The organism is Nostoc linckia z4, assembly GCF_002608075.1.
Taxonomy (GTDB): Bacteria; Cyanobacteriota; Cyanobacteriia; order Cyanobacteriales; family Nostocaceae; genus Nostoc; species Nostoc linckia.
This window is the reverse complement of sequence record NZ_LAHA01000048.1, coordinates 39,906-58,814: the sequence shown is the minus strand read 5'-3', so window position 1 is coordinate 58,814 and position 18,909 is coordinate 39,906. Positions and strand designations below refer to the sequence as shown.

Annotated in this window: 16 protein-coding genes; 5 read left to right on the top strand and 11 right to left on the bottom strand. The window is 42.6% G+C overall.

From position 1 onward, the window contains the following. Positions 1 to 61: 61 nt before the first annotated feature. Together VF06_RS28420 and VF06_RS28415 are read right to left on the bottom strand one after the other, a co-directional pair. Positions 62 to 892, bottom strand: a complete 831-nt coding sequence (locus VF06_RS28420; protein WP_099070881.1) for an alpha/beta fold hydrolase — start codon at positions 890 to 892, stop codon at positions 62 to 64. A 217-nt stretch (positions 893 to 1,109) separates the two neighbouring features. Then, positions 1,110 to 1,604, bottom strand: coding sequence for an NUDIX hydrolase (locus tag VF06_RS28415; protein ID WP_099070882.1), 495 nt, complete (start codon positions 1,602 to 1,604; stop codon positions 1,110 to 1,112). Between the two features lie 829 nt (positions 1,605 to 2,433). Between VF06_RS28415 and VF06_RS43680 the strand changes: the two genes are divergently transcribed. Beyond that, positions 2,434 to 2,598: an Asl3888 family RNA-binding protein gene (locus tag VF06_RS43680; RefSeq protein WP_009457656.1), complete on the top strand. Its 165-nt coding sequence runs from the start codon at positions 2,434 to 2,436 to the stop codon at positions 2,596 to 2,598. A 542-nt stretch (positions 2,599 to 3,140) separates the two neighbouring features. On the opposite strand, the gene argH is transcribed toward VF06_RS43680, so the two are convergent. From argH to trmD, 6 genes are all read right to left on the bottom strand, one after another. After that, the gene (gene argH / locus VF06_RS28410; RefSeq protein WP_099070883.1) at positions 3,141 to 4,526 is read right to left on the bottom strand and encodes an argininosuccinate lyase; all 1,386 of its coding nucleotides are present in this window, start codon (positions 4,524 to 4,526) and stop codon (positions 3,141 to 3,143) included. A gap of 89 nt (positions 4,527 to 4,615) precedes the next feature. Continuing rightward, positions 4,616 to 4,822, bottom strand: coding sequence for a hypothetical protein (locus VF06_RS28405; protein WP_099070884.1), 207 nt, complete (start codon positions 4,820 to 4,822; stop codon positions 4,616 to 4,618). A 219-nt stretch (positions 4,823 to 5,041) separates the two neighbouring features. Beyond that, positions 5,042 to 5,830: a nickel pincer cofactor biosynthesis protein LarB gene (gene larB, locus VF06_RS28400; protein ID WP_099070885.1), complete on the bottom strand. Its 789-nt coding sequence runs from the start codon at positions 5,828 to 5,830 to the stop codon at positions 5,042 to 5,044. A gap of 192 nt (positions 5,831 to 6,022) precedes the next feature. After that, entirely contained in the window at positions 6,023 to 7,813 is a 1,791-nt protein-coding gene (locus VF06_RS28395) for an ABC transporter substrate-binding protein (RefSeq protein WP_099070886.1), read from the bottom strand. A 135-nt stretch (positions 7,814 to 7,948) separates the two neighbouring features. Next, complete coding sequence (ispF, locus tag VF06_RS28390; RefSeq protein ID WP_099070887.1) at positions 7,949 to 8,431, bottom strand: 2-C-methyl-D-erythritol 2,4-cyclodiphosphate synthase; 483 nt, start codon at positions 8,429 to 8,431, stop codon at positions 7,949 to 7,951. Between the two features lie 139 nt (positions 8,432 to 8,570). Next, complete coding sequence (gene trmD, locus VF06_RS28385; protein WP_099070888.1) at positions 8,571 to 9,296, bottom strand: tRNA (guanosine(37)-N1)-methyltransferase TrmD; 726 nt, start codon at positions 9,294 to 9,296, stop codon at positions 8,571 to 8,573. Positions 9,297 to 10,112: 816 nt separating this feature from the next. On the opposite strand from trmD, the gene VF06_RS28380 reads away from it, so the two are divergent. Beyond that, on the top strand, positions 10,113 to 10,976 hold the full coding sequence (locus VF06_RS28380) for a cyanophycinase (protein WP_073641765.1): 864 nt from the start codon (positions 10,113 to 10,115) through the stop codon (positions 10,974 to 10,976). Between the two features lie 426 nt (positions 10,977 to 11,402). Beyond that, positions 11,403 to 14,108, top strand: coding sequence for a cyanophycin synthetase (gene cphA / locus VF06_RS28375; RefSeq protein WP_099070889.1), 2,706 nt, complete (start codon positions 11,403 to 11,405; stop codon positions 14,106 to 14,108). A 57-nt stretch (positions 14,109 to 14,165) separates the two neighbouring features. Here cphA and tatA read toward each other — a convergent pair whose 3' ends face one another. Together tatA and VF06_RS28365 are read right to left on the bottom strand one after the other, a co-directional pair. Next, positions 14,166 to 14,339, bottom strand: a complete 174-nt coding sequence (gene tatA / locus VF06_RS28370; protein WP_099070906.1) for a twin-arginine translocase TatA/TatE family subunit — start codon at positions 14,337 to 14,339, stop codon at positions 14,166 to 14,168. A gap of 672 nt (positions 14,340 to 15,011) precedes the next feature. Next, on the bottom strand, positions 15,012 to 16,409 hold the full coding sequence (locus tag VF06_RS28365) for a serine/threonine protein kinase (protein WP_099070890.1): 1,398 nt from the start codon (positions 16,407 to 16,409) through the stop codon (positions 15,012 to 15,014). A gap of 94 nt (positions 16,410 to 16,503) precedes the next feature. Between VF06_RS28365 and cbiT the strand changes: the two genes are divergently transcribed. After that, a complete protein-coding gene (gene cbiT / locus VF06_RS28360) occupies positions 16,504 to 17,106 on the top strand; it encodes a precorrin-6Y C5,15-methyltransferase subunit CbiT (RefSeq protein ID WP_099070891.1) in 603 nt (200 codons plus the stop codon). Between the two features lie 167 nt (positions 17,107 to 17,273). Beyond that, positions 17,274 to 18,161, top strand: a complete 888-nt coding sequence (locus VF06_RS28355) for a phosphatidate cytidylyltransferase (protein ID WP_099070892.1) — start codon at positions 17,274 to 17,276, stop codon at positions 18,159 to 18,161. A gap of 17 nt (positions 18,162 to 18,178) precedes the next feature. Here VF06_RS28355 and VF06_RS28350 read toward each other — a convergent pair whose 3' ends face one another. Beyond that, positions 18,179 to 18,892, bottom strand: a complete 714-nt coding sequence (locus VF06_RS28350) for an LmeA family phospholipid-binding protein (RefSeq protein ID WP_099070893.1) — start codon at positions 18,890 to 18,892, stop codon at positions 18,179 to 18,181. Positions 18,893 to 18,909 lie beyond the last annotated feature (17 nt).

Sequence of the window (18,909 nt, the reverse complement as noted above, 5' to 3'; positions counted from 1 at the left end):
TAGCTTTCTGATTTGCAAGAGTACAGAAATCATTTTTAATCTAAAATTCCCACAGTCAACATTAGATAAACTTACTTTGCATCGACTCTGTAATAAACTCCCGAATATCCATTGCTATATCCCCAGCACAAGATTGTGGTAAGTCATTGCCGGCATGGGCAATCATTTTTAACTCAACTTTTGGAGTTAGTTGGGTATAAATTTGACTCTTGGCTAAAGCATCTGGTGTATCTTGACCACCTTGTAAAATCAAAACTGGGACTTCGATGCTGTAAAGGCGTTTTTGTAATAATTCCGCCTCAATTTCTGCTTGTCGGCGTTTGAAAAGTAATTGACAAGCTATGGGGTAACGCAGCAAATCTTGACGTAATTGCAAATCCTGTGTAATCTTTTCATGCCAGCCCAGGATTTTAGTGAAGGTAACTAGCGATCGCAACAATTTAACCACGAAGGGTGAATAATTCAATAATCGCCGCATCTTCCGACAATACTCTTCTTGTCCTGCTATTTCTACACCCTCAGGCGCTAGCAGTACCATACCGTTAACATTCTCTGGATACTTTAGGGCATAACTAGCAGCAACCCAACCCCCAAGAGAATGTCCCACTAAATAAACTTTTTCTAGCTTGACAGCTTGCAAAAACTCAGCTAAACATTCGACTTGTAAATCAATGGAATGATGAATATTTGGATTTTCCGACTCACCAAAACCTAATAAATCAGGTGCAAAGCAATGGAAATTCTCTGCCAAGGACTCCATTACAGATAACCATTCACTGCTATCATTCCAAGCACCATGTAAAAAAATTACAGGAATTTCTGCACCAGCTTCACGCCAAAATAATAACCCTTGAGAAAGCTTTCTCCGGGAGTTACGAAATAGTGTATCCATCTGAATTTAGTAATTAACCCTTAGCACCATAATAAGGGACTTCCAAGTAAAAAAATATTCCATAGAAGACTGTTAATTATTGATGGTTGACAGTTGACAGTTGACGGTTGACGGTTGACAGTCAACAGTCAACGACCCCAAGCGCAATAATTGATTTTTTGCAATTCCTTAGTGATTTGCAAATAACAAATGACTAATGACTAATAACCAAATATTATTATGCCAGTGTTGTCAAGCCATTCAAATAATCTTGTAACTGTTGAGTATGGTCGTGAGACATTTGTCCTGGAGGTAGCAAATTTGGAGGGAAAGCTTGGATTTCCATCACTTCCAAAGCATCTTTAACTTCCATTGTCCCAGTTACTTCGGCTTCAACCACAACACAAATCGAATGAATTCTGGGATCGCGGTCTGGTGAGGAGTAAACTCCTACTAAACGGTTAATTTTCACCAGTTCTAATCCAGTTTCCTCCATCAATTCCCGGCGGACTGTGTTGGGAATATCTTCTCCCCAATCCACAATACCTCCAGGCAATGACCAAAGACCATTGTCCCGCCGCCGAATCAGTACAATCCGACCGTCGGGTAAAATTGGGATAATACTAGTACCAGTAATGGGATGACGAAATATAATACCCAATACTGTTTGTCCAATACGCCATAAGCTACGTGTGGACTCGACAGCTGAAGGAAAAAAAGCAATAACGTTCAATCTTCAAAGTTTATGTGTTGTATTCTATATTTCTCTACCACTGACATCAGCCTCAATCTATAAAATATTATTGAGTTTTGTTTTATACAAAAATGTTTGTGGTTCGAGATTTTATTCTAACGATTTACGTAGAACACTCTCAATTCTAACATCAAGTTTATAGAGAAGCACTGTACTTATATATACATAATATTTTCACATTATTCTCTCTTAGAAAGCTCTCAATGCCAGCAGCCAGCCTTCAGACTTTGCTCTTTATCCATTGCAAATAACTAATATAGGAATCGTATTTGATTTTTGAAATTATTTATCTAATTTCAAAGGCACAATGCAAGCGCGACCTTGGACAAATAAGGAATGGGCAATAGAAAATCAAACTTTTAAATCTTTACAAAGTCTTGTTAAAAATCAAATCATAATTTGATAAAACAAATCATTTACAACTGCTAGATTTGTCAATCAAACTGAACTCAAGTTTTTCATAAATACAATACTACAAAAACTAATTAGCTAATTTATACAACAGATTGCTTGGGAGTCAGGTACAGATAATCCTAGCTAACATGTTCTCTACCTTGTATTTCATTTATCTAAAATACGGTGTGTATATTTTAGATATTTGTGTGTGAAAAACGATATTTTTATCTACCTCTAGTCAGATATTGTTCAATTTTAATTGACAAAATCAAGTCAAGTACGGTAGACTAGAAAATTGTTTAAAGCGTATCGATTAGTCACTAGGCTACAAGTATATCAAAAACATTGGTAACTGATATTACATAAGTTATGCCTAGTTGCGATTTTTTTGTTGTTTATTTATGAGGTGAACATGGCTAAGCGCCGTAACCCGAAAAAAGAAAAGGCGCTACGGAACCAGGCGTATGCCCGGAAGTTTCGTAAACGGACTACGACAGGAAGAATGCAGAGAAGGTTCCAACAAAGACCACCGAAGAGTGAGGAAGATGAAGGCGCAGCAGCAATTGACGCTGAGTAAGTTGCCTGTTAATATACTTACTTTTTAAGTCTTTTAGAATTTGAGGGCGTATATTTTTACGCCCTCAATTATTTTGGGGCATAGGGCATGGGGAAAGGGAAAAGGGGAAAGGGGAAAGGGAAAAGGGGAAAGGGGAAAGATTAAATTTAAGTAGGCCGATGTAAATAATTATTGTTGGGATAAGGCAGGGGGCAGGGGGCAGGGAGCAGGGGGAGAAAGAGTTTGAGCCTTATTTACTTTTCTTTACATAGTTTGGTTTTATTTCACCGACTTACTTATTTCCTTTTCCCTTTAACCTTTAACCTTTTCCCCCTCAATTATTTTAGGAAAAGGGGAAAGATTAAATTTATTTCCTTTTCCCTTTAACCTTTAACCTTTTCCCCCTCAATTATTTTGGGAAAAGGGGAAAGATTAAATTTATTTCCTTTTCCCTTTAACCTTTAACCTTTTCCCCCTCAATTATTTTGGGAAAAGGGGAAAGATTAAATTTATTTCCTTTTCCCTTTAACCTTTAACCTTTTCCCCTGCCCCCCCCATTCCCTCTATTCGCCAATTTGAGCGCGAGCAGCTATGAGTGCTTCACGTACCTGTGCAAAGCCTGTACCACCGTAACTGTTGCGGGCAGACACGACTTGACGGGGGGATATGGCCTGATAAATATCTGCGGCAAATGCTGGATGTAGTTGTTGCCACTCGTCCAGTGTCAAATCTTTTAGGAGTTTACCTGCGGCAATACTGGTTTTTACGACTTTACCCACGAGATTATAAGCTTCTCGGAAAGGGACACCTCGTGCTGCTAGATAATCTGCGACATCGGTAGCGTTGGAAAAGTCTTCTGTCACCGCTTCGGCTAAGCGCTGGGTACGAAATTCTAAGCCTTCTGCCAACAAAATTGTCATTGCTTCTAGTGAGGCTTTGACTGTGTTGACGCTATCAAATAAACCTTCTTTATCTTCTTGCAAGTCTTTGTTATAGGCCAGGGGTAACCCTTTCATAATCACCAACATTGCTTGGAGATGACCAAATACGCGCCCTGTTTTTCCTCGCACCAATTCCGGGACATCGGGATTTTTCTTTTGGGGCATGATACTGGAACCAGTGGCACAGCTATCTTTGAGGGTAACAAAGCGAAATTCTTCAGATGACCAAATGATGACTTCTTCTGCAAGCCGACTGAGGTGAACCATAATTAAGCTAGCAGCACACAAGAATTCGATCGCAAAATCGCGATCGCTCACTCCATCTAGGCTATTAGCATAAATGTTGTCAAAATTCAATAGCTTGGCTGTATAATGGCGATCGATGGGGAATGTAGTCCCGGCTAAAGCACCACACCCCAAAGGTGAAATGTTCACTCGGCGAGAAACATCGCTTAGTCGTTCCCAGTCCCGTTGCGCCATTTGAAAGTATGCCAGCAAATGATGAGCTAAGCTCAGGGGTTGGGCGCGTTGGAGATGAGTATACCCAGGAATTAAAGTTTCTACGTGTTTTTCGGCTATCTCTAAGAGAACGTCTTGAAATCCCCGCAATTGACCTTTGATTTGTTGGATTTGGTCGCGGAGGTAGAGTCTAGTATCAGTGCCGACTTGGTCATTACGCGATCGCGCTGTATGCAGCTTCTTACCCACATCGCCGACAATTTCCGTCAATCGTCGTTCAACTGCAAAATGCACATCTTCAGCATCAACACCAGGCTGAAATTTTCCCTGGCGGTACTCTTGGCGAATTTGGTCTAAGCCTGCAATCAGTTGCTCGGCTTCTTCTTGGGAAATTATCCCCGTGTAACCCAGCATCTTCGCATGAGCTTGAGAACCAGTCAAGTCATATTCTATTAATTCAATATCAAAATTTATACTGGCATTAAAACGAGCGATGGCCGGATGTAATGCTGATTCAAACCGCTGACTCCAAGTTTGTTCTTTAGTCATAGATTATGAGTGATTTGGCATCAATTTTGGATTTTAAATTTTAGATTTTGGATTAATCTAAAATCTAAAATCCAAAATCTAAAATTACTTTAACCGTAGCTAGTTAGATTCCGAATGATATAGCCAATGACTAAACCAATCAACAATGCCCAGACTTGACCTGTTTGTATAAAATGGTTCCAAGCTTTTTGCATTTGACCCATGAGGTCTGGGTCGGTAATGGTTTGTGCTAGTGCCGTGAAATTTACAGGCAAATGCCAAAATAACTGATATATGAAATCGTTGTAGTGGCTCATGTTTGGTGGTTAATTAGGTTGTAGATGCCAAATTTCAGTATCAGTCTATTTATGAAAAAATTACTGATATAGCAGATTTTCAGTAGAGACTTGCAATTGGTAGTCTCTACAGGACGCACAATCCTTGATATTTTCGTTGATTTGGATAATTCACATCAGACGTAATTCTGAATTCTGCTATAAATACTGAAATCTTGGTTATGACTTTAATGTCTTAACTCAAGATCCAGAGGATGCCAACCGCAATTTCTCGGCTGTCCGTAAAATTTGCCCCGCCAAAACTGCTGCGCCAAAACCGTTATCGATATTCACTACACCTACCCCCGCTGCACAAGAGTTAAGCATTGTCAATAAAGGTGCTAGACCGCTAAAACTGGCACCATAACCGATGCTAGTGGGTACAGCAATCACTGGACAATTTGCCAAACCAGCAACAACGCTGGGTAAAGCGCCTTCCATTCCTGCGACAACAATCAACACCGATGCGGAATCAATGACGTGACGATTATTTAGTAAGCGGTGAATGCCTGCAACCCCAACATCCCAGAGGCGTTTGACTTGAAAACCAGAAAGTTCAGCTGTCACAGCGGCTTCTTCAGCAACCGGTAAATCAGCAGTACCAGCAGAAAGAATACCAATTTCTCCTTGAAATTGTGGTTCGATGCTAGGAGGAGTAATGGCACAAATTCGCGCCATTTCGTAATATCGCAAACCTCTAACTTTTGCTTGCAGTGTGCTATAAACTCCTGGTTCAATGCGAGTTGCCATCACCACCGGACTGCGGAGGCGCATCACCTCGATAATTTGAGCAATTTGCTCTGGTGTTTTCCCAGGGCCCCAAATCACTTCTGGGAAACCAGTTCTTAACTGGCGATGGTGGTCAATTTTGGCAAACTCACCGACACTTTCATAGGTCAAATCTTTGAGAGAATCTAACGCTATGTCTGGGGAAACCTTACCATTGGCAACTGCTTCTAAGAGCGATCGCAAATTTTTTTCATTAGTCATTAGTCATTAGTCATTAGTCATTGGGCATTGGGCATTGGGCATTGGGCATTGGGAAGGGGAAAGGGAAAGGGGAAAGGGGAAAAGGGGAAAGATTAAATTTATTCCTTTTCTCTTTAACGTTTAACCTTTTCCCCTACCTCCCCATCTCCCCAGCTCCCCAGCTCCCTCATCTCCCCATACCCCATGCCCCATTTAATCAACTACTTTCAGTTCGTAGAGGTTCCAGAATGGGCCACCAAGAGCAGTATACTCAATACCTTGGAAGCGATCGCGTACTGCTTGTAAATTTAACCCTTCCACTAAATGAATAAACGGTAACTGTTCTGAGGCAATGCGTTGATATTCGTAGTAAATTTCTTTGCGCTTGTTTTCATCTAATATCTGTGCGCCTTTAATATAAAGGCTATCAATTTGTTTTTCCCAATCAGAAACTTCCCAACCAATTAACGGCGGATCTCCTGGTTGTGCCCCTTGATTAAATGCGTGAGATGCACCGTTAATTCTCCAGATATTACTAGCACTGTGGGGTTCAACACCACCCCCAGCGAATCCCCCAAGATAACAATCCCAATTTTGTGTTACTTTCAGTTTTTCTAAATAAGAATTGAAACTGAGGATTTGCAAATCAACTTGAATTCCAATTCTTGCTAAGTCTCGTTGGATTTGAGCCGCCATATCACCTCTGACTTTCCTTTCAGAATTCGTCAAGAGTGTAAATCTAACTCGGTTGCCATCAGCATCTAAGAGTTGATTTTGGGCATTGTATTTAAACCCAGATTCTAATAGTAATTTCTTCGATTTTTCTGGGTCGTAATTATATACTTTTAATCCCTTGTCTGGAGGAAGAAAATAGGGACTTTTCACATAAACAAATGAATTTTGTAGTTCCCCTATTCCCCGATAAGCATTGATTCTCATGGTTTCACGGTCTAGAGCATAGGCTATGGCTTGTCTAAACTCCTTTTGATTAAACCAGCGGGATTTGATGGGATTGACTAAAGGTTGACCCTGAGAATTTTTAGCTTTATTGAGATTGAAAGAAATAAAAGTTGTACTTGTATTTGGGCCGCCGTTATAAATTTTAAACTTACCTCGGTTTTCTTCTCGTTTGATTAAACTAAAACCTTCGGGAGGAATATCTAAATCATCTAATTGTCCAGAGCGAAAATTAATCAATTGGTTTTCAGTAGATTCAATAATTTGCCAAACAACGCGATCGATGTACGGCTGAGAATTACCCTGAGGATCTTTGCGCCAGTAGTATGGATTGCGTCGAAATATAACTCGCTGACTGGGAACATAACTTTCCATAACATAGGGGCCGTTACCAACAATTTGTTTGGGATCTGTGCCTGTTCCCCACATGGAAATAAATTTAGGATTTCCATTAGATTCAGTTGTGCGAATTGCTTCCTGTAGAGCATGAGCAGGCATAATCGGTATGCCGCCTACATATCTGACAAAAGGTGCAAAGGGTTCTTCTATACTGAATTCTACCCGGCGATCGTCGATTTTTTTCACCTTTGGCAAAGTGCCCTTTTCACCAACTCTTAAGCTATCTTTTAAAGAAGTCGGGATTTTGGGATTCAGATAGATTTCGTTATAGGTAAATACAATATCATCGGCGGTCATTGGTTTACCATCTGACCACTTGAGTCCTTCTCGGAGAGTGATTACAATCCTTTGTGCATCTTCAGAAACTTCCCAAGATTCTGCCAAACCAGGTTCTAGTTTTGTAGTTATCGGATTTTCATTAATCAATGAGTCATATATAAACCCAAAAACACTGTATGCTGACTCATTCAAAGCATAATTAAAGGTTGACGGCTCACTCAAAACTGCGGTAACAATTTGTGGAACTTGAGCGGCTGCGGTTTTGAAGTTACTAGGATTACAGGCGCTAACTGTAAATGCTATTGCTGAACCCAGGACTATTGTTAACCAAAAACGTTTAATTGTAAAAAAAATCGATGGTAATTTCATAGAATTAAATGTTGACAGTTGATTGTTGACTGTTAACTGCGAACAGTCAACAGTTAATAACTTTTAGTCGAATGATTTATTTTTGGGAATTCTCCTATACACATTCAGTTCATTAATAAAATCAGACTGCTATATTTATTCCTGTAATAATAAAACTACAGCATAAGCACAAATACCTTCTTCTCTTCCTACTGGGCCTAATTTTTCATTGGTGGTAGCTTTGATGCCAATTTGATTTGGTTGTAACTCTAAAACCGTTGCTAGTTTATCCCGCATCTTCTGAATGTGGGGTTTTAATTTAGGACGTTCTGCCACTACCACCGAGTCAATATTTCCTATTTGCCAGCCTTGCTGCCGAATTAATTGATGTACTTGAGTTAATAGTATTAAACTATCTGCTCCCGCCCATTGGGGATCGCTGGGAGGAAAGTAATGGCCGATATCCCCCAAAGATAACGCCCCAAGCATGGCATCCATAATGGCATGAGTGAGTACATCCGCGTCACTATGACCCAACAAACCCAGTTCATGGGGAATTTGGATTCCCCCCAAAATTAAAGCGCGATCGCTCACCAATCGATGAATATCGTAGCCGTTACCAATACGAATTTTAGTCATTAGTTATTAGTCATTAGTCATTGGGCATTAGTCATTGGGCATTGGGCATTGGGCATTGGGCACAAGAAGTGAAGGTGTAGAGGAGAAAAACTCATCTCCCCATCTCCCCATCTCCCCATCTCCCCATCTCCCCATCTCCCTAATCTCCCTCATCCCTATGCCCCATGCCCCATGCCCTATTCCCCTCTTCCCATTGTTCCAGGAGATCGGGACGGCGATCGCGTGTTTTTTGAATTTGTTGTTCGTAACGCCAACGGGCGATGGCGGCATGATTTCCAGATAGCAGTACCTCTGGAACTTTCAAGCCACGAAAATTTGCTGGGCGAGTATATTGTGGATAGTCCAATAACCCCTCTTCAAAACTTTCTGCTGTCAATGACTCGGTTTTACCTACGGTTCCTGGTAGAAGCCGGACTACGCCATTGATTAAAGCCATTGCTGGAATTTCGCCGCCAGTCAGAATAAAATCTCCTAAAGATACTTCACGAGTTACCAAATGCAGTACCCTCTCATCTACTCCTTCGTAATGCCCACAAATCACTACCAACTGGTCATAATTTGTTGCTAATTCTCGCAACAATGGTTGATTAATTGTTTGACCTTGGGGACTCATTAAAATAACTTCTCTGCGAGGTAGAGTCGGCAGCGACTCCACAGCATTGAAAATTGGTTCTGGCTTCATTAGCATCCCTACGCCACCACCATAAGGCTCATCATCTACCTTACGGTGCTTGTCAGTTGTAAAGTCCCGTGGATTAATCAGATGCACTTGGGCAATCTGTTTGGTTAAGGCTTTACCCAGCAGTCCAGAACTGAGAACAGAGTGAAAACAGTCAGGAAAAAGTGTAACTATATCAAAACGCACAGTAATTCGTATTCAAGGACACTAATCTAAAGAATGAATGTCTAACAAACACAGGAAGCCAATGTTGGGTCAAACTACAGTTAAACTTTATCAATAGTATCTAAAAGTACCAAGAGTCTTGGATTTTAGATGGGATCTAAAGTTTTTCTAATTACTTAATTTATGTTTAAATGTTGTCACAACTACATTTAAATTAATAATCATATCAAGTTAACAACTTTCAGGATGCATCGAGCCAGCCTCAGAAAAAAGCGTGGTCTGATCTGTTCATCCCCAATCTCAAAGGGGAAAACTGATACTTTGATGCCTGTTTCTTCTCTTGACGGAAACGTGAGGCTAACAAGTCGGCAAAACCGACGCCACTTGCTAACCTTTGGAAATCCTAAGGCCAAACAAGTTTGCGAAAGTTCGCAACCAATGTCTCTCCAGCGCACTGGCTCTAAAAGGGGGGTTAACCGCTTGCAAGAAGCGTCCACCCTAGCTTACTAAGTAAGAACTATTTTGCCAGTCTGGAAATGTACAGGTGAAAAACAAGGCGCTAGCAGCATAGGAAGGGCAACAAAAACCTTTAAACTGAGGTCTCGTGTGCGTTAAACAAGAATTTGGAACTGTGGCCCAGGATAATCCAAACTTCACAAAGTGTCCTCTCAAAAGTTGCAAAGCGCAAAATCATCGGACTCCCGATCTTGTTAAATTCACACGCCATTCGCCACAAGCCGGGAAACCCGTTCGGCAGTTACTCATAGGGAAACCCCCTGTTTTGCGGACTGCCTTATCAAGGCGATGGCTCCTGAAGTTGTTGACAGGAGAAACACAATGCCGGAATTAAAAGCTAAATCGCTGGAAATGAGGACACCCCAAGCAACTAAAACCGCCGTTCTAGTTATCGGAGGCGCAGAAGACAAAGTTCACGGGCGCGACATCCTAAGAACTTTTTTTGGACGTGCCGGTGCTAGTAAAGGCTATATTACAATTATTCCATCTGCCTCTCGCGAACCCGCTATCATCGGTGGTCGGTATATTCGGATTTTTGAAGAAATGGGTGCCCAGAAGGTAGAGATTTTAGACATCCGCGAACGAGAACAGTGTGAAGCCTCCCAAATCAAAGCATCCTTAGAAGCCTGTAGTGGGGTATTTTTGACCGGAGGAGATCAACTGCGGCTCTGTGGCGTATTGGCAGATACGCCAGCGATGGAAATTATCCGGCAGCGGGTGAGGTCAGGGCAACTTACCTTAGCAGGCACCAGCGCCGGAGCAGCAGTAATGGGGCATCATATGATTGCTGGCGGCGGTAGTGGAGAGTCGCCAAATCGTTCTTTAGTGGATATGGCAACGGGTTTGGGATTTATTCCTGAAGTGATCGTTGACCAACACTTTCATAACCGCAATCGGATGGGGCGGTTGATTAGCGCCATCGCAGCCCATCCCGATCGTTTGGGTATTGGCATTGACGAAGATACTTGTGCAGTGTTTGAACGTGATGGCTGGCTGCAAGTTATGGGTAAAGGCAGTGTCACCATTGTCGATCCTACTGAGCTGACCCACACAAACGAACCTCACGTTGGTGCTAATGAACCCCTAACGGTGCATAATCTACGTCTGCATATCCTCAGCTACGGCGATCGCTTCCACCTGTACCAGCGCACTGTATTGCCTGCTGTACACCGAATCTCCAGCTGACGGCATAAAGTACCTAAGGTTACACTGAGTTGACCAGAAATTTTAGATTTGGGATTTGGGATTTTAGATGAAAACAGCTTTTTGGTTGATGCTTGGCCACAAAGTTGGCGAAACAAATGTCAAAAATTCTTGTTTCGTAGCGTATCGTCATGCCGACTCGGTTGAGCTACGCTATCGTAAATCTAATAATTCAGAGAGCTAAGTAACCTTGTGGTTTCTTTCATCTAAAAGATACCCCCAGGCTTCTAAAACTCTGCTATTGCCAATCTAAAATCCAAAATTGGTTGACCGCTCATTTATTTCTTGTTGTAGAAAAATGATGAGAATACCATGTAAAAAGAAAAAACTGTTTGCAGTGAACAGTTTAGCGGTCAATTCCAGTAAGAAACTAGAATTTTGGTTCCGAATCTCCATCTACCTATTCCCATGAGAATCCTCAAGATCCAGACCTTACGCGGCCCAAACTACTGGAGCATTCGACGCCACAAGCTGATCGTCATGCGCCTCGATTTAGAAAACCTTGCCGAGACGCCCTCGAATGAAATCCCTGGCTTTTACGAAGGATTAGTTGAGGCGCTGCCTAGTCTGGAGGGTCACTATTGTTCCCCTGGCTGCCGTGGTGGTTTTCTGATGCGAGTGAGAGAAGGCACGATGATGGGTCACATCGTGGAACATGTAGCACTAGAACTCCAAGAATTAGCCCTAATGCATGTCGGTTTTGGTCGCACTCGCGAAACTGCTACACCCGGAATTTATCAAGTAGTGATTGAGTACTTGAATGAGGAAGCAGGGCGTTACGCCGGACGTGCTGCCGTGCGATTATGCCAGAGTATCATCGATCGCGGCCGCTACCCCAAAGCAGAACTGGAGCAAGATATCCAAGACCTGAAAGACTTTAGCCGTGATGCTTCCTTGGGGCCTTCTACGGAAGCGATCGTCAAAGAAGCCGAAAAACGAGGTATTCCCTGGATGCCTCTGGAAGCCCGCTTTTTGATTCAACTAGGCTACGGGGTCAATCAAAAGCGGATGCAGGCAACAATGACCGATAACACCAGCATTTTGGGCGTAGAACTAGCTTGCGACAAAGAAGCCACCAAACGCATCCTTGCAGCCGCCGGTGCCCCAGTACCCAGAGGTACAACCATTAACTTCTTGGACGATTTGGAAGAAGCCATTGAATACGTAGGTGGCTATCCCATTGTCATAAAACCCCTTGATGGCAACCACGGACGCGGTATCACCATTGATATTAGAACCTGGGAAGAAGCTGAAGCTGCCTATGAAGCCGCTAGACAAGTTTCTCGTTCAATTATTATCGAAAGATATTATGTCGGCCGCGACCACAGGGTACTGGTAGTTAATGGCAAAGTAGTGGCAGTAGCCGAACGAGTGCCAGCTCATGTGACTGGTAATGGCAGATCCACCATCGCCGAATTAATTGAAGAAACAAATCAAGACCCAAATCGTGGCGAAGGGCATGATAATGTCCTCACTAAGATTGAACTAGACCGCACCAGTTACCAACTGCTAGAAAGGCAAGGCTACACCTTAAACAGTGTACTACCTAAAGGTACTATTTGCTACCTGCGGGCAACAGCTAACTTGAGTACAGGTGGCATTGCCGTAGACCGCACCGACGAAATCCACCCAGAAAATATTTGGTTGGCACAAAGGGTAGTCAAGATTATCGGTTTGGACATCGCTGGCTTGGATATTGTCACCTCCGACATTAGCCGTCCCCTGCGAGAAGTAGATGGGGTGATTGTTGAAGTTAACGCGGCTCCTGGTTTTAGGATGCACGTAGCCCCCAGCGTTGGCATTCCCCGCAACGTCGCTGGTGCGGTGATGGATATGTTGTTTCCCAACGAACAATCTAGCCAAATTCCCATTCTCAGCGTCACGGGTACAAATGGTAAAACCACCACCACCCGACTCTTAGCACATATTTATAAGCAGACTGGTAAAGTAGTAGGTTATACTACTACAGATGGAACATATATCGGTGATTACTTAGTAGAATCTGGCGATAATACAGGCCCCCAAAGTGCCCATCTCATCCTGCAAGACCCCACAGTGGAAGTAGCAGTATTGGAAACAGCTCGTGGCGGGATTCTCCGTTCTGGACTGGGTTTTGAAGCAGCAAATGTAGGCGTAGTGTTAAATGTAGCTGCTGACCACTTAGGCATAGGCGATATAGATACCATCGACCAGTTGGCTCATCTCAAGAGTGTAGTGGCAGAAGCTGTATTCCCAGATGGCTATGCAGTACTCAACGCCGACGATCGCCGCGTCGCTGCTATGTCAGAAAAAACTAAAGCCAACATTGCTTACTTCACCATGAATCCCGACTCGGAATTGGTGCGGAAGCACATCCAAAAGGGCGGAGTTGCAGCGGTATATGAAAATGGCTATTTGTCCATTGTCAAAGGCGATTGGACACACCGTATAGAAAGAGCAGAAAATATACCTTTAACAATGGGCGGACGTGCGCCGTTTATGATTGCCAACGCCTTAGCGGCAAGTTTAGCAGCATTCGTGCAAAACGTCACAATAGAGCAGATTCGTGCTGGTTTAAAGACCTTCCGGGCTTCCGTGAGTCAAACCCCAGGACGGATGAACTTGTTTAATTTAGGCAACTACCACGCCTTGGTGGACTATGCCCACAACCCCGCTAGTTACGAAGCTGTGGGTGCTTTTGTGCGGAACTGGACTACAGGACAGCGCATTGGCGTAGTTGGCGGCCCTGGCGATCGCCGTGACGAGGATTTTGTCACCTTGGGCAAACTAGCAGCACAAATTTTCGATTACATCATCGTCAAAGAAGACGATGACACCAGAGGAAGACCGCGGGGATCGGCTGCCAAGTTGATTATTCAAGGCATTACACAAGTCAAGCCTGATAGTCGCTACGAATCAATTTTAGATGAAACACAAGCGATTAACAAAGGCTTAGACATGGCACCAGATAACAGTCTGGTGGTAGTTTTACCAGAAAGCGTGAGTCGCGCAATTAAATTAATTAGAGCGCGTGGTGTGGTCAAAGAAGAGACGCAGCAACAAAACACTGGTAATGCGATCGTTGATTCCCAAAATGGAGTTGCACCTTCTTCTGTAGTCAATACATTGCTGTAGTCGAAAGTCAAGAGTCCAAAGTTTAGCATCTCAAAGTTTTTGACTCTTGACCCTTGACTATTGTTTTTCTTGTTCCGGATTAGTTTCGTCACTGGGGGTTTTCATCTCCTCTTTAAAGCCGCGTAGGGTTTTACCTAGTGCAGTTCCCAGTTCGGGAATTTTTTTCGGCCCAAAAATGAGAATAGCGACTACAAGAATTACACCAAGTTCTGGCCATCCTAGTCCAAACAACATACACATTTCCTCTCAAGAATTTTTAATTCGCTGTTCTCTATCAAGACTCATTTCTATAAACGTCTCTACGATGTTTCACTTTAATCACACTCACTAATAGAATCGTATCAAATATTTGATAAATTACTCTATAATCCAATACGATTCAGATAAGACTAAAACCTTTATCCTGCGAACAATGTAGAGATGTTGCATTGCAACGTCTCTACATGTCTATGGTTATTGAAAAAATATTGGACTCTATAATCACCAACTTTCATTCGATATAAAGATTCTTCATTCACCAATTTTTTAACACCAACTAAACGTGGATCTATTGCTAATCAAAAATGCTTTTTGCACCCTTGTGGAAAAAGGGATGTATCTTTATTGGGGAAAGTGAAAATACCAAACCTTTCCCCCTTTTATCGACTTCTGCAAGAAGTCTAATATCTTCTTCATCCTCTAATATCAAATTTTTTATAAAATGCTTTCAGGTGCGATGTTTAAATGTTTAGAACTTACGCAAAAACTCTTTCAACCCCTCTTTCTTCGTGTCCTTTGTGTTCTTTGTGGTTCGTTCTTCCGTGACCTTTGCGTAAGTCATGATGTTTTTAAATTAATTCCATTACGAATTGTATTGTGCTTGTAGTTGACATTTTGAGATTTATTTAAGATTATTCGTTTTGTTTATTCCCGCGTAATTGGTATATCTAACCAATCACTCAATTCCTGAGCTAGCCATTCTATTTCCGGTTCAGAGTTAATCACACCACCATAACCAGCGAGTTGATACTTATTTACTCCAGACCAAAGGATTAATTGCGGCCTCACCTCAACTCTAGTACGGCTGTTTAAATCTATTTCAAAGCGTTTCGGAGTATAAACCAGTTTGCGTACATGTTGTCTTGGCGTTCGCTGGGTACGGTTGAATTTAAATCCCAACAGTTCATTTGTAAAAGTAATTTGCTGAGGATCTAGGCGTAATCGGACGCGTCCAAACAGCGGAAACAAAATTTTATACATCATGGAAAAACCTGCACCCCAAAATGGGAGTGAGAACAAGGCAAAAGGGATATTGACTGGAAAAGGAGCCAAAAGAGCGCCAATTGTCCAAGTAAGAATAAATGAATTCCAAGCGATGGCAAATACTCCTGAAAGCATTATTGATGAGTGAAAACCAACAGGTGGAATCAGAATTTCTAAAGAATCCCTATTTTTGGTGAGTTGAATTTTGCTATCAGGTGGTTTACTAACTGCTAAAGCTCTAGTGGTGGGAAACTCGGCTTCATCTATGGCTTTGAGTACTTCCAGTGCAGAAGTCAAACGCTTTTCTAAACTCGGTTCAGTCATAGACTGGAGAACGCGAGTCAAACTCGGACTGAGATTAGCTACTCGCTCAAACTGAATGCGGAAATCCTTTTGGGGTAAATCCGCGGGGTGAGTACCCGTCACCAAGTAAATTAAAGTCGCGCCTAAACTATAAATGTCAGAAGCCGCAACAGTACGTCCCCCAAATTGTTCCTGGGGCATATAGCCGTAGGTTCCCACCACAGTCCTAGTTCCGGTTTCTGTGGCGAGGACAGTTTGCACCGAACCAAAATCGATGAGATAAACTTGGCCGACACTATTCCCAGAGCGATCGCTCAATAAAATATTGCTAGGCTTAAGATCGCGATGGATAACTGGCGGATGCAGCCCATGTAAGTAAATCAGAATTTCTAACACAGCCTTGGCTATCTGTTTTACCTCAGCTTCCGTAAAAGTCCGTCCAGTTTGTAAGTATTGCTCTAAAGTTTGTGCTGGAATATAAGTTTGTACTAAAGCAAATCCTTTGACGTTTGGTGAATTTACCTCAAAATAGTCTAAATAGCGAGGTATCAAAGGATGTGACAAAGATTTTAGCGTTTGGGCTTCTCGTTCAAACAGCTTGAGATCGTCCCATTCAAAGTCACTACCGAAAGAGAGTAACTTGATGACGACTAATTCCTGAGTTTTCAAGTCACGAGCTAACAGCGTCCGCCGGCCTGTTTTTTTTCCTAATAGCTGCTGAACTTCGTAGCGCTCGTCCAATATTTCGCCAATCATTATTGTTTGTGATAAAGCTACGTTTGAAAAGTTTTCATAATTAATGGCTTTTCAATGTAGTTTGCCAATATCTTTAGTATAATTGCGTAGTTCTATGCCTTCCCAACTTTGGCCTTATATTACCCCTGGTATTCCCGATGAATTGTTCGAGCATTTGCCAGGAATTCCCCTGAGCCAGCGAGAAGTCCGACTGTTGTTAATTGCTCAACTGCGGCTACAGCCAGATTCGGTATTGTGGGACATTGGTGCGGGAACAGGTACAATTCCCGTAGAAGCAGGATTGCTCTGTCCAAAAGGAAAGATTATTGCTGTTGAAAGGGATGAAGAAGTCGCTAATCTGATTAAGCGTAACTGCGATCGCTTTGAAGTCAAGAACGTCGAAGTTATTGAAGGTAGCGCCCCAGAGTGTTTGCAGGATCTCAAGGTAACCCCTCACCGCGTTTGCATCGAAGGAGGACGCCCCGTTCAGGAAATTCTGCAAGCAGCTTGGCAATATTTACCCCCCTCAGGTCGGGTTGTAGCCACAGCTGCTAATCTAGAGAGTCTATATGCTATTTCTCAGAGTTTTTCCCTGTTAAGGGCTAGAAATATCGAAGTCGTCCAATCTGCTGTTAATCGCTTAGAAACGCGAGGCTTTTCTCAAACCTTTACCGCCGTCGATCCCATTTTTATCCTCAGTGGTGAGAAACTGGATTAAGGCATAGGGCATGGGGACTGGGGCATGGGGAGATGGGGAGACAAGGAGACAAGGAGACAAGAAGAATAACTCCCAACTCCTAACTCCTAACTCCTAACTCCTAACTCAGCACTCATCACACCCCATGCCCAATGCCCCATGCCCCATGCCCAATATTTAATACTTCTATGCCTTGGTCTCGGATTATTAGTGGAATTATTGCCATCGCTCTTGCTCTGAGTGCGACCCTTTTGGGGGGTTGGTACTTTACCATCATGTTTGCGGTTGTTGTGTTTTTGGGTCAGCAGGAATATTTTAATTTGGTGCGAGCCAGAGGTATTGCCCCTGCTGCTAAGACTACTATGGCTGCTAGCCAAGTCTTGTTAATAATTTGTACCCTTGATGGCAGTTTAGCCGATGCCGTGATGCCAATAGCTGGCACACTGATTTGTTTTTACCTGCTATTTCAGCCCAAATTCGCCACCATCGCGGATATTTCCGCTTCCATCATGGGGCTATTTTACGTGGGCTATTTACCAAGTTATTGGGTGCGCTTGCGAGCAATTGACACTGCTGCTTTTAGTAATCTTCCTTTCGGAGGCTACTGGCCCACAACTTGGACAGGCTTTTGGGAAAAGGCAAATTCTACTTCTCTACCACAAGGTTTGACAGCAACACTGCTGACTTTACTATGTATTTGGGCAGCCGATATCGGTGCTTACACAATTGGCAAATTCTTTGGCAAAACCCGTTTGTCTGAAATTAGTCCGAAAAAAACCGTAGAAGGTGCAGTATTTGGTATTACCTCCAGCGTTGCTGTAGCTTTAGCTGGAGCCTATTATTTACACTTGCCTAAATCTCTGCTTACTGGTTTAGCATTGGGCTTGCTAATTGGTATTGCTAGTCTTTTAGGGGATCTCACTGAATCTATGCTCAAACGTGATGCTGGAGTCAAGGATTCTGGACAGTTAATCCCTGGTCACGGTGGTATTTTAGACCGTACTGATAGTTATATTTTTACAGCACCTTTGGTTTACTATTTCGTAACCCTACTTTTGCCCCTGATTACAGATTAACGTGGGCATGGGGCATCTTAAGGATTAACGTTAATCCGCCCACGACACACTAGCCGACCTGGGATCGAAGTGAGTTCTTGGATATCAACATCTGAGCCAAGATCGAAACTATGGGTATGACGATCTGCCAATAAATCTTTCTGCTCATCGTTGATTTGGATATCTGTCAAATGCAACTGGCGACCGTTGAGCAAATTAAAGTCCAGAGAGATTTTCAAAAGGGTTGTTTGACTATTGGTGAGTCTAGAACCGAGCAGTATAATTTGGTTGTTCTTGAGAATAATCTCTTGCCAGTTGATGGGTTGTGTTTTTGGGGAATATGTTGGTAAAACTTTAACCAATAGCTCGCTCAAAGCATTTGATAATAAGCCAGATGAGAGAGAAGCATTGAGATCTTTCTCGTCTATGGTTAAATCGCCAACAACTGGTACTGTTTGTAACAATCGCAAGGGCTTTCCCTTGAGTATCGAACCGATATTTATCTGAATATTTTCTGCTATTAATTGAATTTTTGTAATTAGGAGTCCTTGATAAACTGCATGACTAGCAAAAATAGATACCGAAGGAATGCGTCCAGAGAGAATCTGGCGATCGCTGGCTTTAATCTCCACTTCTAATTCAGATATCTCACTGACTTGGCCCCTCAACCACAGCTTTAATGCTGTTGTGAGTACTTGCGTAATTATTCGGATTTTGTTTACATTTGTGGTTTGGGAATTTTGCTCTGACATCTAACTAATGGAGTTTA

Coding starts and splice junctions, on each gene's coding strand:
- VF06_RS28420 (WP_099070881.1), bottom strand. CDS start 892: ATGGATACACTATTTCGTAACTCCCGGAGAAAGCTTTCTCAAGGGTTA.
- VF06_RS43680 (WP_009457656.1), top strand. CDS start 2,434: ATGGCTAAGCGCCGTAACCCGAAAAAAGAAAAGGCGCTACGGAACCAG.
- argH (WP_099070883.1), bottom strand. CDS start 4,526: ATGACTAAAGAACAAACTTGGAGTCAGCGGTTTGAATCAGCATTACAT.
- VF06_RS28405 (WP_099070884.1), bottom strand. CDS start 4,822: ATGAGCCACTACAACGATTTCATATATCAGTTATTTTGGCATTTGCCT.
- larB (WP_099070885.1), bottom strand. CDS start 5,830: ATGACTAATGAAAAAAATTTGCGATCGCTCTTAGAAGCAGTTGCCAAT.
- VF06_RS28395 (WP_099070886.1), bottom strand. CDS start 7,813: ATGAAATTACCATCGATTTTTTTTACAATTAAACGTTTTTGGTTAACA.
- ispF (WP_099070887.1), bottom strand. CDS start 8,431: ATGACTAAAATTCGTATTGGTAACGGCTACGATATTCATCGATTGGTG.
- VF06_RS28380 (WP_073641765.1), top strand. CDS start 10,113: ATGCCGGAATTAAAAGCTAAATCGCTGGAAATGAGGACACCCCAAGCA.
- cphA (WP_099070889.1), top strand. CDS start 11,403: ATGAGAATCCTCAAGATCCAGACCTTACGCGGCCCAAACTACTGGAGC.
- VF06_RS28365 (WP_099070890.1), bottom strand. CDS start 16,409: ATGATTGGCGAAATATTGGACGAGCGCTACGAAGTTCAGCAGCTATTA.
- cbiT (WP_099070891.1), top strand. CDS start 16,504: ATGCCTTCCCAACTTTGGCCTTATATTACCCCTGGTATTCCCGATGAA.
- VF06_RS28355 (WP_099070892.1), top strand. CDS start 17,274: ATGCCTTGGTCTCGGATTATTAGTGGAATTATTGCCATCGCTCTTGCT.
- VF06_RS28350 (WP_099070893.1), bottom strand. CDS start 18,892: ATGTCAGAGCAAAATTCCCAAACCACAAATGTAAACAAAATCCGAATA.